We start from the raw sequence: 20,705 nt of genomic DNA on the forward strand, positions 1-20,705 counted from the left end.
CATTATATTGTATATTGGGCAACATAGATTGACATATAATTTCATATTGTGATATAATCCAATTCAGCCATAATATTATAAGGAGGATATCACAATATGTTTACAGATGCATCCATTGATATGAAATATGAAGAAACCTTTAAACTGGTGTATCAACAACTCAATTATGCTAGGCAAAACGACCCAAAATATACTCGATTTGACTTGAAGCGATTTCTCGAGAGTCTTTATGACAATCACGGTAACAATTGGTTAGGAAGAAGTGAAGTTCAAGAAGCGGTGCAATCAGCCACCATTGCCGCTGCTGAATTGTTGCTTAGCCAATGGGAATAGGAAGTCAATTAAAAAAGCCTTCGCATATGCGAAGGCTTTTTGATTTCTATGATTATCTGTTGTTTAATACTGCTTGTGCTGCTGCAAGTCTAGCAATCGGAACACGGAAAGGTGAACAAGAAACATAGTCAAGTCCAACTCTGTGACAGAATTCGATGGATGATGGGTCTCCACCATGCTCACCACAGATACCAAGCTTGATGTCAGGTCTAGCAGATCTACCTTTGACAACTGCCATTTCTACTAACTGGCCAACACCTGTTTGGTCAAGTCTAGCAAATGGGTCAGATTCAAGTATGGATTTTTTGTAGTAATCATCAAGGAAAGCACCAGCATCGTCTCTTGAGTAACCAAATGTCATTTGTGTTAAGTCATTGGTACCAAATGAGAAAAACTCAGCTTCTGCTGCAATCAAATCTGCAGTTAAAGCAGCACGTGGAATCTCAATCATGGTTCCAACAAGATACTTAAGCTTAACGCCTTTTTCTGCGATTACTTTTTCTGCTGTCTCAACGACGATATTCTTAACATATGCAAGCTCTTTAACTTCACCAGCAAGAGGAATCATAATCTCTGGGATAACGTCAATACCTTCTTCAGCTATAACTTCAACAGCTGCTTCAATAATCGCACGTGTTTGCATAACTGCTATTTCAGGATAAGTTACTGCAAGTCTACATCCTCTATGACCAAGCATAGGGTTGAACTCGTGTAAGCTTTCTACTGTTTCTTTTAACGCTTCAAAAGTTAAGCCCATTTCTTTAGCTAATTCTCTAATATCGCCTTCTTCTTGAGGTAAGAACTCATGAAGTGGTGGATCAAGAAGACGTACTGTCATTGGTTTACCAGCAAGTGCTTTGTACATACCTTTAAAGTCTGCTTTTTGGAAAGGAATTAACTCAGCTAGAGCAGCTTCTCTCTCAGCAACTGTATTGGATACAATCATTTGACGGATTTTTGGAAGTCTGTCTTCTTCAAAGAACATATGCTCTGTACGACAAAGACCAACACCTTCTGCGCCAAACTCAACTGCATTAATAACGTCTTTAGGACTATCAGCATTTGCTCTTACTTTAAGTGTTCTTACATCATCTGCCCAACCCATAAACTTACTAAAGTCGCCGCTGATTTCAGGATCCACTGTTTTGATATCTTCAAGATAGATTTTACCTGTTGAACCGTCAAGTGAAATGAAATCACCTTCCGCTACAGTTTTTCCACCTAGAGTAAATGTTTTTGCTGCTTCGTTGATTTTGATTTCTCCACAACCAGATATACAGCAAGTACCCATACCACGAGCAACAACTGCTGCATGAGAAGTCATACCACCACGTGCTGTTAAGATACCTTGTGCTGCGTCCATACCTTCAATATCTTCTGGTGAAGTCTCAAGTCTAACTAAGATTACACGCTCACCACGTTTTTTTGCTGCAACTGCGTCATCTGCGTTAAAGTATACTTGTCCTGCTGCTGCTCCTGGAGAAGCTGGAAGTGCTGAACCATAAACTTTTGCAGCTGCTAATGCTTCTACATCAAAGTTAGGGTGAAGCAATTGATCCAATTGTTTTGGATCTACTTTCATGAGTGCTTCTTCTTTTGTACATAATCCTTCTTCAACCAAATCAACCGCTATTTTAAGGGCTGCTTGAGCTGTTCTCTTACCATTACGTGTTTGTAAGAAGTAAAGTACTTTATCTTCAATGGTGAATTCCATGTCTTGCATATCTTTGTAATGATTTTCAAGCTTAGTAGCAAGTCTCATAAATTCTGCATATGCTTCTGGCATATCATTTTCAAGTCTTGTTATAGGTTCTGGTGTTCTGATACCGGCAACAACGTCTTCACCTTGAGCATTTAATAAATACTCACCGTAAATACCACGTTCACCTGTTGATGGATTTCTTGTAAAGGCAACACCTGTACCGGATGTATCACCCATATTACCAAATACCATAGATTGAACGTTAACTGCAGTTCCCCAGCTACCAGGAATATCATGCATTCTTCTATAGATCACTGCTCTTTCATTGTTCCATGAATCAAATACTGCATTAATTGCAGCCATAAGTTGCTCTACTGGCTCTTGTGGGAACTCTGAACCTTCATGCTTAACATATAGAGCTTTGAAAGCTTCTACAACTTCTTTAAGGTCATCTGCTGACAATTGTAAGTCATTTTCAAAACCTTTTGACTCTTTAATTTCATCAAGTACACGCTCAAATTGTGATTTTGGAAGACCTTTAACCACGTCTGAGAACATCTGGATAAATCTTCTGTATGAATCATAAGCAAATCTTGGATTTCCTGTTGCTACAGCAAAACCTTCTACAGATACATCATTAAGACCTAAGTTAAGAACTGTATCCATCATACCTGGCATAGATGCTCTTGAACCGGAACGTACAGAAACCAATAATGGTCGATTGTTATCACCAAAAGTTTTTCCGGTGATTTCTTCAAGTTTTGCCAATGATGCTTTAATTTCAGCTGTAATCTCGTCAGTAATCTTCTTTCCGTCTTCATAGTACTTAGTACAAGCTTCAGTAGAAACTGTAAATCCTTGAGGGATTGGAAGTCCTAATTTAGTCATTTCAGCAAGATTCGCACCTTTACCACCTAACAGGTTTTTCATGGACCCATCTGCTTCACTGAACATATAAACAAACTTTTTGCTCATTCTTTGTCCTCCTAAATAAATTTAATTGTCAACGTTTCAGGTTGCCTTCTTTAACAAATGACATAAAAACCACCCTAGTCGGTTGCGTTTATTGTAAACAGGGTTATGCCTGTTTTCACACACACCTATATAAGGGCAAAATCACATCTTTTGCCCTTATATATTATAACACAACAAGACAAAATGTGTACCCTAAATTGCCATTTTTTATGGTTCCTAATAGCTATTTAAAGGTTTTGACGAAAAACAGGGCATTTTCGTTAAATTTTTGTCTATTTTATATAATCCGTACATATGTTGCCTATATTTTAGATTGTGCACTTCTTAAAAATCAAACTTGTCATGAAAATACTGAAGAAGTTCACTAATTTTTACCCGTTCTTGCTCCATAGAGTCTCTATGACGAATCGTTACAGATTGGTCCTCATTGGATTCAAAATCATACGTGATGCAGAATGGTGTACCAATCTCATCTTGACGTCTGTAACGTTTACCGATACTTTGTCGGTCATCAAATTCCACATTATAATACTTGCTCAGCAAATCCATAACCTTTTGTGCATCATCGTTGAGCTTTTTAGAAAGGGGTAGGATGGCCATTTGCATCGGTGCAAGGGCTGGGTGGAATCTTAATACCGTTCTCACCTCACCGTTTTCCAAGGTTTCCTCATCATAAGCCTCACATAAAAAAGCTAATGTAACACGATCCGCTCCAAGAGAAGGTTCCACACAGTAAGGTATATATTTTTCATTGGTTTCTTGATCAAAATACGTCAAATCTTGACCGGAATGTTCCTGGTGACGGGTTAAATCAAAGTCCGTTCTTGAGGCAATACCCCATAATTCACCCCAGCCAAAGGGGAACTGGAATTCAATATCGCTTGTTGCATTAGAATAATGGGAGAGTTCTTCAGGACTATGATCTCTAACCCGCATATGATCTTTGGTCATACCAAGATCCTCTAGCCAATTGACACAAAAAGCTTTCCAATAGGAGAACCATTCGATGTCTGTTCCCGGCTTACAGAAGAATTCTAATTCCATCTGTTCAAATTCTCTCGTTCTAAATGTAAAATTACCCGGTGTGATCTCATTTCTAAATGATTTTCCAACTTGTGCGATACCAAAAGGTACTTTTTTTCTGGATGTTCTTTGTACATTTTTAAAATTAACAAAGATACCTTGAGCTGTCTCAGGACGTAAGTATACGGTGTTTTTGGCATCTTCTGTCACACCTTGAAAGGTTTTGAACATAAGATTAAACTGTCGGATATCCGTGAAGTCATGTTTCCCACAGGAAGGACAATCAATATTATTCTCCTCAATATAGGCTTTCATAGCTTCATTGGACCATGAATCCACAGGGTCTTCTATGATAATCCCTTTAGCTTCCATATAATCTTCAATCATTTTGTCGGCTCTAAAGCGCTCTTTACATGCTTTACAATCCATTAGTGGATCGTTAAACCCACCAACATGTCCTGAAGCTACCCATGCTTGAGGGTTCATCAATATGGCACAATCCACACCCACATTGTAGGGACTTTCTTTGACAAATTTCTGCCACCAAGCTTTCTTAACATTGTTCTTGAGTTCAACGCCAAGTGGTCCATAGTCCCACGTGTTAGCGAGTCCACCGTAAATCTCTGATCCAGGATATACAAACCCTCTTGCTTTCGCTAATGCTACAATTTTTTCCATTGTTTTTTCCATGATTATCATCCTTTCAGTATCCATTTATGGATGTTAAGATATCAAAAAAACATCCTGCCATCCCTAGTAATAAGGGACGAAAGCATGTCACTTCCGCGGTTCCACCCTAATTGGTAAAATACCCACTCTTCATCAAAACACTCCTAAGCGCCATTCCTCTTATGGTCTCTACCCGGCTTCCACTATCCCGAACTCGCTTGAAAAACCAATCTAAGAGTACTCCTCTTATTCATCGTGCTATAATATACTCGATTGTTATGAATATATCATAGGAAAGTCAGACTGTCAAGAAGAAGCCTCAGGCAAAAAGATACAGATAAAGAACATGCCAAAGTTCCCGGGTCTTTGACACTTGCCGAAGTAACTAAAACAGCGAAAACCTTATAACAAGCCTATTTAGGCTTATTTTTTTGTCAAATTCTACTCTTTTCATTTACGTTCTACTACGTTCTATGATATAATATAGGGTATTAGGAGGTGTTGTTATGAGGCTGAAAGTTGTAAATTCTAAAATGTTCAATTATTATATGTCATAGAAACTATTTATGTTGATGGAAAACAAAAACTAGAACCGTCGAAAAACTTGGCAGATATTCTGATTTAGAAAAAAGCTAAATGGTGCTAATCCCATAGAGTGGGCCAAAAAGTATATCGAAGATCTTAATCGCCAAGAAAAGAACAAAAACGTGAGGTTATTATCAAGCTTAGGCAATCCACGCTTATTGATAAAGAGATTCAACGTTCCTACAACGGTGGCTATCTTTTTCTTCAACAGATTTATTACCAGTTAGGGCTTCATAAGATTTGTAACGATATTTCTTCAAGGCACAAGTTCACCTATGACCTTAACGGTATTCTCTCTCGTTTGATTTACGGAAGAATTCTTTTCCTTCTTCCAAGCTTTGCACCTTTGAATCTTCTAAACGTCTTCTCGAACAGCCAAACTTTGAATTACAGAACATTTACAGGTCTTTAGAAGTTATCGCTAAGGAATCCGATTTCATACAATCACAGCTTTACAAAAACAGTCTAGCAGTTTCTAAACGTAATGATCGAATTCTTTATTATGACTGTACCAACTACTTTTTTGAGATTGAACAAGAAGATGGCCTTAAACAATATGGACCCTCCAAAGAAAACCGTCCTAACCCTATTGTAGAAATGGGCTTGTTTATGGATGGAGATGGTATTCCTCTCGCTTTTAACATTCACAGTGGCAATACCAATGAGCAGGTGACTCTAAAGCCTTTAGAAAAGCAAATTATCGAAGACTTCAAACTATCCAAGTTTGTTGTATGTACTGATGCCGGCTTATCTTCAAATGCAAATAGGAAGTTTAATAATATAAATGGACGTTCTTTTATTACAACTCAATCCATCAAAAAACTTAAGCAGTTTTTAAAAGAGTGGGCTTTAGAACCAACTGGATGGAGGCACAATGATTCCAAAGAAACCTTTGATTTAAACCTGTTTGATGAAAATGAAAGTCTTTGTGAGCAATATAAGAATATGACCTTTTATAAAGAGAGATGGATTAAAGAGAATGATCTTGAGCAAAACTGATTGTCACCTTTTCTCTTAAATACCGTTATTATCAACGTCAGATCAGAAACAAACAACTTGAACGTGCCACAAAACTCATTAGCACTAACCCAAAAAGTATAGGTAAGAAAAGACAAAATGATTATAAACGATTTATCGCTTCCACCAATGTTACAAGTGATGGTGAAGTTGCAGAAGAGACACTTTACCATCTTAATTCAAATACTGTTGCTGAGGAAAGTATCTATGACGGCTTCTATGCAGTATGTACTAACCTTGACGAAGATGCTTCTGAAATAGCTAGAATTAACCACCGACGTTGGGAAGTTGAAGAATGTTTTAGAATTATGAAGAGCGAGTTTAAAGCAAGACCTGTTTATCTTCAAAGAGACGACCGTATAAAAGCGCATTTTACAACCTGTTTTCTAGCACTTGTTTTATATAGATATCTGGAGAAAGACCTAGACAACCAGTTTACAACGAACGAAATCGTCGGCCAGTTAAAGGATATGAACTTCTATTGCGTTCCTGGACAGGGTTTTATTCCGACCTATACACGTACTGATTTTACAGATGCACTACATGATACCTATGGATTTAGAACAGACTATCAGATTGTCAGCGACAAAGAAATGAAAAATATATACAAAAGACTAAAAAGTAAAAAAAGTACGCAAAAATTAATGACATATAAAAGCTTGAAGCCCCTATTTATAAGGGATTTCAAGCTTTTTCTGTTTCACAACTGTCAAAGACAGGAATATATCATAGGAAAGTCAGACTGTCAAGAAGAAGCCTCAGGCAAAAAGATACAGATAAAGAACATGCCAAAGTTCCTTATCTGCGTCCATCATTTTTGTATCTTAGTGCTATATATGTATTACTTATTCTTTATAATCTTTTTTTCCAGAGCTTTCGGTTTTCCAAGTATTTCTTTTAGTAGCATGGCTTTCCTAAGATCTGTCTTGGTCATGTTTTTTAGTTCTTTTTTTAGGCTTCTCATAACCATGCCTCCTATATTTCTTTGTCACTATCACCTATGGATTCTCGCATGGTGGTGTCAGCTTGTATGTTCTTTAGATTATAATAATCCATCACACCAATATTACCTTTTCTAAATGCCTCCGCTATGGCAAGTGGTACTTGTGCTTGAGCCTCAACTACTTTAGCGTTCATTTCTTCAACCAGTGCCTTCATTTCTTGTTCTCTTGCGATGGCAAACACACGTCGCTCCTCTGCTTTTGCTTGAGCGATTTGTTTATCTGCTTCTGCTTGTTCTGCTTGAAGTCTTGCACCGATATTTTTACCTAAATCAATATCTGCAATATCTATTGAAAGAATCTCAAATGCCGTTCCAGAGTCCAACCCTTTATTTAAGACACGTTCTGAGATCATATCCGGGTTCTCTAGAACTTCTTTATGACTTTCACTTGAACCGACTGTGGTAACAATACCTTCACCAACTCTTGCAATGATGGTTTCTTCACCAGCACCACCAACCAGTCTTTCTAGGTTGGCTCGAACGGTTACTTTGGCTAATGCTTTGACTTCAATACCATTTTTGGCTACCGCCACAACGAGAGGTGTTTCAATTACCTTAGGTGTTACACTCATTCTGACCGCTTCTAGTACATCACGACCTGCCAAATCAATAGCTGCTGCTCGTTCAAATGTTAAGTCCAACTTAGCTCTGTGGGCTGCTATAAGCGCATCCACAACCCGACCGACTTTTCCACCGGCCAATAAATGTGATTCCAATTGATTAATATCCACATCTATATTTGCTTTGACCGCTCGAATCAAGGGTAATACGATAAGATTCGGTTTCACACGGCGTAATTTCATACCTATTAATCCGGCTATACTGACTTTTACATTAGATGCTATAGCAGCAATCCACAATCTTACCGGGATGACGCTAAAAAATATGGCTAAAAACAGTACCACCAACGAAACTATGAGTAACATACCAATGGGTTGTTCCATATAAATACCTCCTATTCTATACCTTTAACAAAAATTTTTTTACCTTCCACTTCTGCAATTAAAATATTGGAACCTTTTTGTATAAAACTACCTTTTGTTAAGACATCCAGTTCCAAACCATCAAAATCACCTTTGCCTGTTGGTCTTAGTGCTGTTACAGCTATTCCGGTTTTACCAACAAGTAGGCTTAAATCACTTTTTAATATTTCTTCATTTAGTTGAGCCTTTTGAATTAAGGGGCTTCTTTTTGCAGCAATGAATTTATAAGCCAAATACATGAGAATAATGGCTACCAGTAAAATAACCAAAAACATCACAACGCCTTCAGCAATTGTATTGGTTGTCATTATAACCCCGGCTAGAATTGCAACTATGCCAATCCCGCCTGTGACACCAAAACTTGGTATAAAGATTTCGGCGATCAACAATAGAATGCCGCTGGCTATGAGGAGAATGGGTAATGTTTCCATAAGCTACCTCCTTTAGGTTTTTTTGCCTATTATGCATAGGATTATGAATACTATTTTCATTTGTTACTTCTATATTATAACATATATTTGTCTGGCTAATTATTAAGGAAGTTTAAATTCTTTTGCAAAGTTGGAAAACTTTATAATAATAATAGCAAGTTAAAATTTGTTTTTGAAGGGGGTCCCATGAAGTGAGTTCTTTTGTGTTATCTCAACTTGTCCTATGAAAACCCATCCGTGGATTAGCTGGAACTTCATACTCGGTACGTATTCTTTTCAATTTAAGCCGGGTCTTTGACACTTGCCGAAGTAACTAAAACAGCGAAAACCTTATAACAAGCCTATTTAGGCTTATTTTTTTGTCAAATTCTACTCTTTTCATTTACGTTCTACTACGTTCTATGATATAATATAGGGTATTAGGAGGTGTTGTTATGAGGCTGAAAGTTGTAAATTCTAAAATGTTCAATTATTATATGTCATAGAAACTATTTATGTTGATGGAAAACAAAAAACTAGAACCGTCGAAAAACTTGGCAGATATTCTGATTTAGAAAAAAAGCTAAATGGTGCTAATCCCATAGAGTGGGCCAAAAAGTATATCGAAGATCTTAATCGCCAAGAAAAAGAACAAAAACGTGAGGTTATTATCAAGCTTAGGCAATCCACGCTTATTGATAAAGAGATTCAACGTTCCTACAACGGTGGCTATCTTTTTCTTCAACAGATTTATTACCAGTTAGGGCTTCATAAGATTTGTAACGATATTTCTTCAAGGCACAAGTTCACCTATGACCTTAACGGTATTCTCTCTCGTTTGATTTACGGAAGAATTCTTTTTCCTTCTTCCAAGCTTTGCACCTTTGAATCTTCTAAACGTCTTCTCGAACAGCCAAACTTTGAATTACAGAACATTTACAGGTCTTTAGAAGTTATCGCTAAGGAATCCGATTTCATACAATCACAGCTTTACAAAACAGTCTAGCAGTTTCTAAACGTAATGATCGAATTCTTTATTATGACTGTACCAACTACTTTTTGAGATTGAACAAGAAGATGGCCTTAAACAATATGGACCCTCCAAAGAAAACCGTCCTAACCCTATTGTAGAAATGGGCTTGTTTATGGATGGAGATGGTATTCCTCTCGCTTTTAACATTCACAGTGGCAATACCAATGAGCAGGTGACTCTAAAGCCTTTAGAAAAGCAAATTATCGAAGACTTCAAACTATCCAAGTTTGTTGTATGTACTGATGCCGGCTTATCTTCAAATGCAAATAGGAAGTTTAATAATATAAATGGACGTTCTTTTATTACAACTCAATCCATCAAAAAACTTAAGCAGTTTTTAAAAGAGTGGGCTTTAGAACCAACTGGATGGAGGCACAATGATTCCAAAGAAACCTTTGATTTAAACCTGTTTGATGAAAATGAAAGTCTTTGTGAGCAATATAAGAATATGACCTTTTATAAAGAGAGATGGATTAAAGAGAATGATCTTGAGCAAAACTGATTGTCACCTTTTCTCTTAAATACCGTTATTATCAACGTCAGATCAGAAACAAACAACTTGAACGTGCCACAAAACTCATTAGCACTAACCCAAAAAGTATAGGTAAGAAAAGACAAAATGATTATAAACGATTTATCGCTTCCACCAATGTTACAAGTGATGGTGAAGTTGCAGAAGAGACACTTTACCATCTTAATTCAAATACTGTTGCTGAGGAAAGTATCTATGACGGCTTCTATGCAGTATGTACTAACCTTGACGAAGATGCTTCTGAAATAGCTAGAATTAACCACCGACGTTGGGAAGTTGAAGAATGTTTTAGAATTATGAAGAGCGAGTTTAAAGCAAGACCTGTTTATCTTCAAAGAGACGACCGTATAAAAGCGCATTTTACAACCTGTTTTCTAGCACTTGTTTTATATAGATATCTGGAGAAAGACCTAGACAACCAGTTTACAACGAACGAAATCGTCGGCCAGTTAAAGGATATGAACTTCTATTGCGTTCCTGGACAGGGTTTTATTCCGACCTATACACGTACTGATTTTACAGATGCACTACATGATACCTATGGATTTAGAACAGACTATCAGATTGTCAGCGACAAAGAAATGAAAAATATATACAAAAAGACTAAAAAGTAAAAAAAGTACGCAAAATTAATGACATATAAAAGCTTGAAGCCCCTATTTATAAGGGATTTCAAGCTTTTTCTGTTTCACAACTGTCAAAGACAGGATTATAACATATATTTGTCTGGCTAATTATTAAGGAAGTTTAAATTCTTTTGCAAAGTTGGAAAACTTTATAATAATAATAGCAAGTTAAAATTTGTTTTTGAAGGGGGTCCCATGAAGTGAGTTCTTTTGTGTTATCTCAACTTGTCCTATGAAAACCCATCCGTGGATTAGCTGGAACTTCATACTCGGTACGTATTCTTTTCAATTTAAGCAACTTAAAAAAATAAATGCTACCAGTTGGCCAACATCGACCATGAAGTTCCTGGAGGCAGTGTGTATAATGGAGTTAGTCAGCATGGATGCTGACCGTCGACTTTTGGTGCATGGATGCACCAATCGGAGACCGTAATTATACACACTGTGGAAGGGTTTTCATGGGACGGCCTTCAATAAACTTTGATTTTATAATTTTTTAAGAGTAAAAAAAGTCTCTAAGCTTTTATTCGCCTAGAGACCCTGATCATCACATAACATATTAGGTTTAGCCCTGCTTTGACACAAAACCTATTTATTAGATTTCCACATGTTTACCTACAATAATCGGGAAACTTCGCTCCCCTTTTAGAGTTTTACCTTCTTTGACAATCACTTCTTTATCAAGAATCACATAATCTAGAGTCGCATTGGGTTCAATCACAGTATCTTGCATAATAATACTGTTTCTAACAACTGCACCTCGACCAATCTTGACACCCCTTGATAAAACACTGTCGTAAACTTCACCTTCAATGATACAACCATCCGCAACAATAGAATGGTTAACCACTGCTTCTTCATTGTATTTTGTAGGTGTCTCATCTTTTACTTTCGTAAAAACCTTGCCATCCGTATTGAATAATTCTTGACGAACTTCTGGGTTAATCATATCCATATTACAATTGTAGAACATAGATATTGAACTTAATGAACGCCAATAGCCTTTGTATTCATACCCCATTATGTTAAGCTTATCCAATTTACGGATTAGGATATCTTTTACAAAATCATAATGACCATGCGCTTCGCTCTCTTCAAGAAGTTCGATGAGTAATGTTCGCTTCAAAATATATACACCAAGAGATGCTAATTTTCCATCCGGCGTTTCAGGTTTTTCTCTCAGATCAACAATGCGTCCTTTGTCATCAAGCTTAATGATACCAAACTCCTTAAGTTCAACCGGGTCAAAGTCGGACATATCTCGGTACATAACGGTGATATCTGCTTCCTGTTTTTCATGAGCTTCCACTAAGAGATTGAAGTCCATTTTATAGATGCAGTTACCTGTAGCTATAATGACATACTCATCTGTACTCCTTTTTAAAAAGGAAATATTACTGTACATACCATCTGCAGATCCTCTGTACCAACCTGTATTTTCTCCTGCTAAGTATGGCGGGAACATAAACAGACCGTTATTTCTACGATCAAGATCCCATTCCTTACCTGCTCCAAGATGGTCCATGAGAGATCTGAAGCTGTATTGTGTTACAACACCGACCTTATCAATGCCGGAGTTAATCATATTAGATAAAACAAAATCAATCGCTCTGTACTTTCCACCTACCGGTATCGCAGACACTGATCTTTTTGCCACCAATTCCTTCATGCTTTCTTTTCTTCCACCTGTGATAATGATTCCTAAAACTCTACTCATGTCTCGTACCCCCTTTAAATACTGTTCCGCCGGAAGCTATATTCAATGTAGCATAGTCTGAGGCATCAACGCATTTGTGGATAACGACATTTTTTCCAAGTATGGCATGATCCGGTATGAAAGCACTTTCGGCAATAACGTTAATACCTGTGTTGTAAATATCAGGCTTAATTGTATTGACCACCAGTTCACCAACACCCATTTCTACGCCCTCACCTACAACCACTTTTTCAGCAAGAATACTTTTATAAATCTTAGCATTTTTACCAATGACTGAATTGGACATAATGATAGAATCTTCTATATATGCGCCTTCTTCTATAATGACACCCGGGAAAATAATCGAATTTCTAACTGTTCCATAAACCATGCAACCTTCTGCGACTATTGATTTTTTCACACTACCATTTGGTCCTATATAATGAGCAGGCATAACTGGATTGGTTGTATATATTTTCCAATTGTGGTCAAATAAATTAAAATCCGGTACACGCTCGATTAAATCCATGTTGGATTCCCAATAGGATTGAATGGTACCAACATCCTTCCAATAGCCCTCAAAAGCATAAGCAAACATTCTTTTGTTTTCATCGAGCATCATTGGGATAATATTCTTACCAAAGTCTTTTTCAGATGCTTCGTTATGATCATCACGAATTAAGTATTCTCGTAAAATTTCCCATGTAAAAATATAAACACCCATAGATGCTAAATTGCTCTTAGGCTTAGCCGGTTTTTCTTCAAACTCTAAAATACGATTGGTTGCATCAGTATGCATAAGTCCAAAACGGCTAGCTTCTTCAATCGGTACCTCAAAAACAGATATTGTAGCGTCGGCTTCATTTTTCTTGTGCGCCGCTAACATCTTAGCGTAATCCATCTTATAAATATGGTCACCTGATAAAATGACCACATACTCCGGTGATACCTTATCAATGTAGTGGATATTCTGGTACACTGCATTAGCTGTTCCTGTAAACCAATCGTTATTCTCCGACTTCAGATAGGGTGATAAAATTGTAACACCACCATTATTACGATCTAAATCCCAAGGTTTACCGATGCCGATATGGGCATTTAACTCTAAAGGCTCATATTGGGTAAATACACCTACTGTATCGATACCAGAATTGATACAATTGCTTAAAGGAAAATCAATGATTCTAAACTTACCACCATATGGAACGGCTGGCTTTGCAGTTGATGATGTCAATACGCCTAATCTACTGCCTTGTCCGCCTGCGAGTAGTAAGCCCACTAATTCTTTAGTTGCCATTTTAACCTCTCCCTTCTATTACGTGTCTTTACAACTTTGTGTTAACATAAAGCCTAGACTACATATTACTATTTTAACATAAAGCTTAAAGTTATACCAATAAAAAAACATGTATACTTATAGGAATATGGAGCTGTCTTATTTGTCCTAATTGCTCTCTAAAACGTCTTTTTTGCATTTTTATAAGCATAAAAAAGGAGCAAACCTTAATGATTCACTCCTTTTCATTCTACATGATCAATTATGCTTGGTTAATTGATCCAAATAAATCCATTTTTTCTTTTACTGTTGCTTTAATCGCTTCAAAACCTGGTGCAAGTAATTTACGAGGGTCAAAACCTTTGCCAACTTTGTCTTTTCCTTCTTCAATATATTTTCTTGTTGCTGCTGCAAAAGTCCATTGACATTCTGTATTAACATTAATCTTAGATACGCCTAAAGTAATGGCATCTCTAACCATCTTATCAGGAATACCAGTACCACCATGCAGTACAAGAGGACGGTCGCCTGTTAACTTTTGAATCTCTTCAAGCGTATCTAGGCTAAGACCTGCCCAATTATCAGGGTAGGCACCGTGAATGTTTCCAATACCTGCTGCTAACATATCTACACCCAAATCATTGATTCTTTTACATTCTTGTGGATCAGCAATTTCACCGTTTCCGATGACACCGTCTTCTTCGCCACCAATAGAGCCAACTTCCGCTTCTACAGAAATACCTTTTGAATGTGCCAATTCTATAATTTCTTTGGTTTTTTCTACATTTTCATCGATATCGTAATGAGAACCATCAAACATAACTGAAGTAAATCCGGCTTCAATACATTTTTTGGCACCATCCAATGAACCGTGATCCAGATGAACCGCAACAGGTACAGTAATATTAAGATCTTTCATCATACCTTTGACCATACCCATAACGGTATTGTATCCACCCATATACTTACCGGCACCTTCTGATACACCTAAAATAACCGGTGAATTGTTCTCTTGTGCCGTTAATAAAACCGCTTTTGTCCATTCCAAATTATTGATATTAAATTGTCCTACTGCGTATTTCCCTGCCTTCGCTTTTCTCAACATCTCCGTTGCAGATACTAACATATTCATTACCTCCATTTTATTGGGATGGCTAAATCTTAAACGCCATCTGTTTTATTGTTTCATATATGGTTAAGCACTAAAATATATTTAGCACCTTCACCATCTATTCATATGTTTTAGGTTCTAACAAATTATATCATAAAACAACCATATATGAAGGTTTTTTGCTTTGAAATAATGACCAATAAAACATGTCTTTTTTTAGTCTTAGTGTTTAAAATGTCTCATGCCAGTAAAGACCATAGCTATACCATATTTGTTACATGCATCAATGGATTCCTGATCTTTCATAGATCCGCCAGGTTGAATGATGGCTGTAATGCCCGCAGCAGCTGCTGCCTCTACACAATCCGAAAAAGGGAAGAAAGCATCAGAGGCCAAAGATGCACCCTTTAATATCCCATCACCGAGAGCTTCCTTACAGTGATCAATAGCTTGATTACAAGCCCAAATCCGATTGACTTGACCCGGTCCGACACCAAGTGATTGCTTGTTTTTACCTATGGCTATTCCGTTGGATTTAGCATATTTCACGATTTTCCAAGTGAATTTCAGATCTTCCATCTCTTCAGGTGTTGGTTTACGATCCGTTACAACCTCTAACGCACCTTCGTATAACACGTTGTCTATGGTTTGAACCAACAACCCACCACTGACTTTCTTTAAGTCATAGGCAGTATCTGGTTGTTTCACTTCAATGTTCTCAAGTTGTAATAAGCGAATATTTTTCTTCTCTCTTAATAGCTTAAGGGCTTCTGCACTATAACTTGGTGCTACAACGATTTCGATGAATATTTTGTTGATTTCAAGGGCTGTTTTTGAATCAATTTCCCTATTGGCTACGATGATGCCACCAAAAATGGATTTAGGATCTGAGGAATAAGCTCTCATATATGCTTCGTATACATCTGTACCACTACCAACGCCACATGGATTTGCATGCTTACAGGCTACAACTGTTGGTTCAGTGTACTCTTTACATAATTCAAGGGCACCATGGGTATCATTGATGTTGTTAAAAGAGAGTTCTTTACCATGAAGCTGAACGGCATCGGTTAGCATACCTTTTGTATTCCCAACTTCTTTGTAAAAAGCTGCTTGTTGGTGGGGATTTTCCCCATAGCGCATGTCTTGAACTTTTTCAAAGGTCATGGTCATTACTTCCGGTAATTCAGTTGCGCCTCTTTGCTTCCTCATATAAGTAGCAATGAGTGTATCATAGCTACTGGTATGCTCAAAGACCTTTGAACTTAAGTAGAAATTGGTTTCCTTTTTTACTTTTTTTCCAGTCTTTAATTCATCAAGCACGACTTCATAGTCTGCCGGATCAACAATAACCGATACGTCTTGATAATTTTTTGCTGCAGATCGTAACATGGTCGGTCCACCAATATCAATGTTTTCTATGGCTTCGTCTAGCTGTACACCTTCTTTTAAAATGGTTGCTTTAAAAGGATATAAATTCACGACAACAAGATCTATGGGTGTTACACCCAGTTTTTCGATTTGCGCCATATGCTCTTTGTTATCACGTCTTGCCAATAGTCCTGCATGAATGTGTGGATCTAATGTCTTGACCCTACCATCCAGACATTCAGGAAACCCGGTGATATCCGATATACCAATGACCTCAACGCCTTCCGCTTCTAGTACCTTAGCAGTTCCGCCCGTGGAAATAATGTCTACGTCTAATGCTCTTAAAGCTTTTGCAAATTCTACAATGCCCGTCTTGTCTGAAACACTAATTAATGCTCTCATAATCATAACTCCTTTAATTGTATTGGGTGATTGGGGGTTTCTTAATCATTTCTTATATCACATCATGGAAGGTCCTTCCTATGACCTCCAATTGTTGTTCTTTGCTAAGTCGGTTAAAGTTCACTGCATAACCTGAAACACGAATGGTCAGATTCGGATATTTTTCCGGATGAGCCATGGCATCCATGAGCTTTTCTTTGTTTAACACATTCACATTAAGATGATGGGCTTTGGCATCAAAATAACCATCCAAGATCCCTACAAGATTAGATTGTTTACTACCTTCTTCTTTTCCAAGGGCTTGTGGCTGAATTGAAAAAGTACAGGATACGCCGTCTCTACAACTATCATAAGGGATTTTTGCTACCGAGCTCAATGAGGCAAGGGCACCATTTTGGTCTCTTCTATGCATTGGGTTAGCACCTGGTGCAAAGGCTTCTCCAGATCTTCTTCCATCCGGTGTGGCACCTGTTTTTTTACCGTACACCACATTGGAGGTTATGGTCAAAATAGACAATGTATGCTCCGCATTCCTATAAGTTTTGTTCTTCTTCAATTCATGAATAAAGTTGGTGGTCAGATCTACGGCAATCTGATCTACCCGATCATCATTATTGCCGAATGTGGGGAAATCACCTGAAGTCCTAAAATCATAAATATAACCTTCTTCATTCCGAATCGGTTCAACTTTCCCATATTTTATGGCACTTAAGGCATCTGCCATAACGGATAAACCAGCCATTCCAAAAGCCATATGGCGTTCAACATGGGTATCGTGTAAGGCCATTTGTAATTTCTCATAAGCATATTTGTCATGCATGTAATGAATAATGTTCATCGTATTAACATAGAGCTTACATAACCAATTGTGATAGATTTCAAAGCGTTCTTTAACCGCTTCATAATCCAAAACAAGACTGTCCATTGGCTCCATTTCCGGTCCTATTCGAATGCCTGTTGCTTCATCCATACCGCCATTTATGGCCAATAGCAAGATTTTTGGCATATTACATCTGGCACCAAAAAACTGCATCTGTTTGCCAAGTTCCATGGCTGATACGCAACAGGCAATTGCATAGTCATCCTTATAGCGCTCACGCATTAAGTCATCATTCTCATATTGAACCGAATCTGTTTCAATAGAGACTTTGGCACAATATTTTTTAAAGGCTTCAGGTAGGTCTTTGGACCATAAAACTGTCATGTTCGGTTCCGGAGAAGGGTTTAGATTGTACAAAGTATTGAGCATTCTATAGCTATTTTTTGTTACCAATGTACGCCCATCCATACCCATACCACCAATTGCTTCTGTAATCCATAAAGGATCTCCGGCAAAAAGTTCATTATACTCAATCGTTCTAAGTTGTCTTGCCATTCTTAATTTTATAACAAAATCGTCCATTAGCTCTTGGGCTGATACTTCATCTAATCTTTCCAAAGCAAAGTCTCTCTCAATATATATGTCTAAGAATGTACTAACACGTCCCAGGCTCATGGCAGCACCATTTTGTTCTTTTATGGCACCAAGATACCCATAGTATGTCCATTGTATGGCTTCCATAGCCGTCTCGGCAGGACCACTAATATCATCTCCATAAGCTGCTGCCATTTTTTTAAGTTTTTTCAAGAAATCAATCTGTCGATAAACTTCCTCCAGCAAGCGTATATTGTCCACATCCATCAAGCCCTGACCTAATGCTGTTTGGTCTTCTTTCTTCTTCCGTATGAGATAATCAATACCATACAAAGCTACACGCCTGTAGTCACCGATAATCCGACCTCGACCATAAGCATCCGGTAATCCTGTGATGATCCCGATGCGCCTGGCATTCTTCATTTCATCGGTATAGGCTCTAAAAACCCCGTCGTTATGGGTCGTTTTGTAAGTGAATTCTTCTTCCACTTTTTGACTCAGCTTATAGCCATAGGCTTCACACGCACTTCTAGTCAATCGAATGCCACCGAAAGGGTTCATCGCTCTTTTTAAAGGTTCATCGGTTTGAAGTCCAACAATCTTCTCATTTTCTTTATCCAAATAGCCTGGTTTGAAGGTAAGTAGTGAAGATACTGTTTGAGTGTCAATCGACAGAACACCACCACATTTTTCTTCCTCTAGTCTTAGGGCATCCAGTCGATTGATCATTTCAGTCGTGCGATGTGTTGCCGGCTTTAAAAAACCGTCGTCACCTTCATAGGGTGTATAATTTTTCACAATAAAATCTCGTACGTTAATTGTTGCGTTCCACTCACCTTGGTTAAAACCAATCCATTGTTTCATCATCTTAATCGCTCCTTTTTAATGTTTTGCTCGAAACAATCTTGATGAAAACAACAAAAAGACCGCCCAAGCACATGAACTATAGGTTCAGCGCCCAGGCGGTCGGCATTCGTACTCTGATGATCAGAGTGTCTCCATACTCCCTGTGGGTGCTCCCACTTTCCGCCAGTCATATAGAGATTAATATTTATTTATTTATTTTTTTTACTACTTTGACTTTTATCCTTACTTTAAAAATTATTATACCTTTAAATGATGAAATTGACAACCATCAATATGGAAACAATATACATTAAAAGACTTAGTTTATTTGTTTTACCGATTAATAAGTTGATGATGGTATAAGATACGAAACCGAAAACAATACCATCTGATATGCTATAAGTTAATGGCATTACAATCATGGTTAAGAATGCAGGAATCGCTTCAGAATAATCACTAAAGGTTATTTTGGCTACAGATTCCATCATATAAAAGCCGACTATAATCAGTGCTGGTGCTGTAGCAAATGCCGGTACAGCCAAAAATATCGGTGAGAAGAATAAAGCTATGGCAAAAAGTGCCGCTGTAGATACGGCTGTTAATCCGGTTCTACCGCCATCTGAAACACCTGCTGCTGACTCTATATAAGTGGTTGTTGTTGAAGTACCAAGAACAGCACCTACAGTTGTCGCTACTGCATCCGCAAATAAAGCTTGTTTGGCTTTTGGTAAATTACCTTTTTCATCTAAGAAACCGGCTTTGCTGGAAACACCAATTAAGGTACCTAGGGTATCGAATAAATCTACAAATAAGAAAGCAAAAACTACAACCATAAAGTCCAAGGTCAATACTTGACTGAAATCCAACTGGAAGAAAATAGGTGCCAGCGAAGGGGGTGCTTGCATAATAGCCGATGGAATGGTTGGGAAGGTAGCAACAAAATCAGGTACATACCAACCTATTAATTCACTGATCATGGCTAGAATCCAAGTGCCTAAGATACCAATTAAGATGGCACCTTTCACTTTTTTAACAACCAAAAGTCCTGTTAGTAGAATACCGATAATTGATAACACCACCGGTAAAGAAGTTAGATTCCCAAGAGCAACCAATGTCGCATCATCATTAACGACAATACCGGCATTTTGGAAACCAATAAAAGCAATAAAAAGACCAATACCGGCACTTACCGCATATTTCAAGTTGAGCGGTATGGCATTAAACAAGGCTTCTCGAATATTTACCGCTGTTAAAAGAATAAAGATAATACCTTCAACAAAAACCGCCGTTAACGCAACCTGCCAAGAATAGCCAAGGCCAATAACAACACTAAAAGCAAAGTAAGCATTCAGACCCATCCCAGGTGCCAAAGCAAATGGATAATTGGCAAAAAGCGCCATACACAAGGTTCCTACAATTGCTGCTACTGCTGTTGCTGTAAAAAGTGCGTTCTTGTCCATGCCTGTGGCACTTAGAATATTTGGATTAACAATGAGGATATACGCCATTGTCATAAACGTTGTTAATCCTGCCAATAGTTCCGTACTTACATTGGTGCCATGTTCCTTCAGTTTAAAAAATTTTTCCATAAAATTTTTTGCCCCCTTTTGTCATTGTGGTTGGGTAACCTAGTTTCATAATCCTTAGATGCACTATTGTGTCTGCTGATTTCATATTATAGAAATCAGGAATTACTGT

General features: G+C 37.7%; 12 protein-coding genes, 2 pseudogenes and 1 riboswitch. Of the genes and pseudogenes, 3 read left to right on the plus strand and 11 right to left on the minus strand.

Annotated features, from left to right (window positions below):
• Positions 1–96 precede the first annotated feature (96 nt).
• Positions 97–333 carry a hypothetical protein gene (locus tag PATL70BA_RS03005; protein WP_125135990.1) on the plus strand — a complete coding sequence of 79 codons (237 nt, stop codon included), beginning with the start codon at positions 97–99 and terminating at the stop codon, positions 331–333.
• A 52-nt stretch (positions 334–385) separates the two neighbouring features.
• Here the strand turns inward: PATL70BA_RS03005 and ppdK are convergent, their stop codons facing one another.
• The gene (ppdK, locus tag PATL70BA_RS03010) at positions 386–3,010 is read right to left on the minus strand and encodes a pyruvate, phosphate dikinase (protein ID WP_125135991.1); all 2,625 of its coding nucleotides are present in this window, start codon (positions 3,008–3,010) and stop codon (positions 386–388) included.
• A 324-nt stretch (positions 3,011–3,334) separates the two neighbouring features.
• On the minus strand, positions 3,335–4,723 hold the full coding sequence (locus PATL70BA_RS03015) for a glycine--tRNA ligase (protein WP_125135992.1): 1,389 nt from the start codon (positions 4,721–4,723) through the stop codon (positions 3,335–3,337).
• Between the two features lie 485 nt (positions 4,724–5,208).
• On the opposite strand from PATL70BA_RS03015, the pseudogene PATL70BA_RS17190 reads away from it, so the two are divergent.
• Positions 5,209–6,924 (plus strand): annotated as a pseudogene (locus tag PATL70BA_RS17190) (IS1634 family transposase); the annotation flags it as partial.
• Positions 6,925–7,145: 221 nt separating this feature from the next.
• Here PATL70BA_RS17190 and PATL70BA_RS16700 read toward each other — a convergent pair.
• The 3 genes from PATL70BA_RS16700 to PATL70BA_RS03030 are packed head-to-tail and all read right to left on the minus strand — an operon-like array spanning position 7,146 to position 8,721.
• Positions 7,146–7,268 (minus strand): hypothetical protein, encoded by a 123-nt coding sequence (locus PATL70BA_RS16700; RefSeq protein ID WP_279233217.1) that lies wholly within the window; start codon positions 7,266–7,268, stop codon positions 7,146–7,148.
• 11 nt (positions 7,269–7,279) lie between these two features.
• Positions 7,280–8,251: a flotillin-like protein FloA gene (gene floA, locus PATL70BA_RS03025; RefSeq protein WP_125135993.1), complete on the minus strand. Its 972-nt coding sequence runs from the start codon at positions 8,249–8,251 to the stop codon at positions 7,280–7,282.
• 11 nt (positions 8,252–8,262) lie between these two features.
• Positions 8,263–8,721, minus strand: a complete 459-nt coding sequence (locus PATL70BA_RS03030; protein WP_125135994.1) for an NfeD family protein — start codon at positions 8,719–8,721, stop codon at positions 8,263–8,265.
• A 481-nt stretch (positions 8,722–9,202) separates the two neighbouring features.
• Between PATL70BA_RS03030 and PATL70BA_RS17195 the strand changes: the two are divergent.
• A pseudogene (locus PATL70BA_RS17195) lies at positions 9,203–10,879 on the plus strand (IS1634 family transposase).
• 607 nt (positions 10,880–11,486) lie between these two features.
• Here the strand turns inward: PATL70BA_RS17195 and glgD are convergent.
• The 6 genes from glgD to PATL70BA_RS03065 form a co-directional block, all read right to left on the minus strand.
• A complete protein-coding gene (gene glgD, locus PATL70BA_RS03040; RefSeq protein ID WP_125135995.1) occupies positions 11,487–12,608 on the minus strand; it encodes a glucose-1-phosphate adenylyltransferase subunit GlgD in 1,122 nt (373 codons plus the stop codon).
• Positions 12,601–13,884, minus strand: coding sequence for a glucose-1-phosphate adenylyltransferase (locus PATL70BA_RS03045; RefSeq protein WP_125135996.1), 1,284 nt, complete (start codon positions 13,882–13,884; stop codon positions 12,601–12,603). Before PATL70BA_RS03045 ends, glgD begins: the two co-directional genes overlap by 8 nt.
• A 241-nt stretch (positions 13,885–14,125) precedes the next feature.
• A complete protein-coding gene (gene fba / locus PATL70BA_RS03050; RefSeq protein WP_125135997.1) occupies positions 14,126–14,989 on the minus strand; it encodes a class II fructose-1,6-bisphosphate aldolase in 864 nt (287 codons plus the stop codon).
• A gap of 207 nt (positions 14,990–15,196) precedes the next feature.
• Positions 15,197–16,747, minus strand: a complete 1,551-nt coding sequence (gene purH / locus PATL70BA_RS03055) for a bifunctional phosphoribosylaminoimidazolecarboxamide formyltransferase/IMP cyclohydrolase (protein ID WP_330510192.1) — start codon at positions 16,745–16,747, stop codon at positions 15,197–15,199.
• Positions 16,748–16,799: 52 nt separating this feature from the next.
• Positions 16,800–19,028, minus strand: coding sequence for a formate C-acetyltransferase (gene pflB / locus PATL70BA_RS03060; RefSeq protein ID WP_125135999.1), 2,229 nt, complete (start codon positions 19,026–19,028; stop codon positions 16,800–16,802).
• Positions 19,029–19,110: 82 nt separating this feature from the next.
• A riboswitch (ZMP/ZTP riboswitch) is annotated at positions 19,111–19,208 on the minus strand.
• A gap of 65 nt (positions 19,209–19,273) precedes the next feature.
• Positions 19,274–20,596, minus strand: coding sequence for an NCS2 family permease (locus PATL70BA_RS03065; protein WP_125136000.1), 1,323 nt, complete (start codon positions 20,594–20,596; stop codon positions 19,274–19,276).
• Positions 20,597–20,705: the final 109 nt, after the last annotated feature.

This window comes from Petrocella atlantisensis, assembly GCF_900538275.1.
GTDB classification, from domain to species: domain Bacteria; phylum Bacillota; class Clostridia; order Lachnospirales; family Vallitaleaceae; genus Petrocella; species Petrocella atlantisensis.

Coding starts and splice junctions, on each gene's coding strand:
- PATL70BA_RS03005 (WP_125135990.1), top strand. CDS start 97: ATGTTTACAGATGCATCCATTGATATGAAATATGAAGAAACCTTTAAA.
- ppdK (WP_125135991.1), bottom strand. CDS start 3,010: ATGAGCAAAAAGTTTGTTTATATGTTCAGTGAAGCAGATGGGTCCATG.
- PATL70BA_RS03015 (WP_125135992.1), bottom strand. CDS start 4,723: ATGGAAAAAACAATGGAAAAAATTGTAGCATTAGCGAAAGCAAGAGGG.
- PATL70BA_RS16700 (WP_279233217.1), bottom strand. CDS start 7,268: ATGAGAAGCCTAAAAAAAGAACTAAAAAACATGACCAAGACAGATCTT.
- floA (WP_125135993.1), bottom strand. CDS start 8,251: ATGGAACAACCCATTGGTATGTTACTCATAGTTTCGTTGGTGGTACTG.
- PATL70BA_RS03030 (WP_125135994.1), bottom strand. CDS start 8,721: ATGGAAACATTACCCATTCTCCTCATAGCCAGCGGCATTCTATTGTTG.
- glgD (WP_125135995.1), bottom strand. CDS start 12,608: ATGAGTAGAGTTTTAGGAATCATTATCACAGGTGGAAGAAAAGAAAGC.
- PATL70BA_RS03045 (WP_125135996.1), bottom strand. CDS start 13,884: ATGGCAACTAAAGAATTAGTGGGCTTACTACTCGCAGGCGGACAAGGC.
- fba (WP_125135997.1), bottom strand. CDS start 14,989: ATGTTAGTATCTGCAACGGAGATGTTGAGAAAAGCGAAGGCAGGGAAA.
- purH (WP_330510192.1), bottom strand. CDS start 16,747: ATGAGAGCATTAATTAGTGTTTCAGACAAGACGGGCATTGTAGAATTT.
- pflB (WP_125135999.1), bottom strand. CDS start 19,028: ATGATGAAACAATGGATTGGTTTTAACCAAGGTGAGTGGAACGCAACA.
- PATL70BA_RS03065 (WP_125136000.1), bottom strand. CDS start 20,596: ATGGAAAAATTTTTTAAACTGAAGGAACATGGCACCAATGTAAGTACG.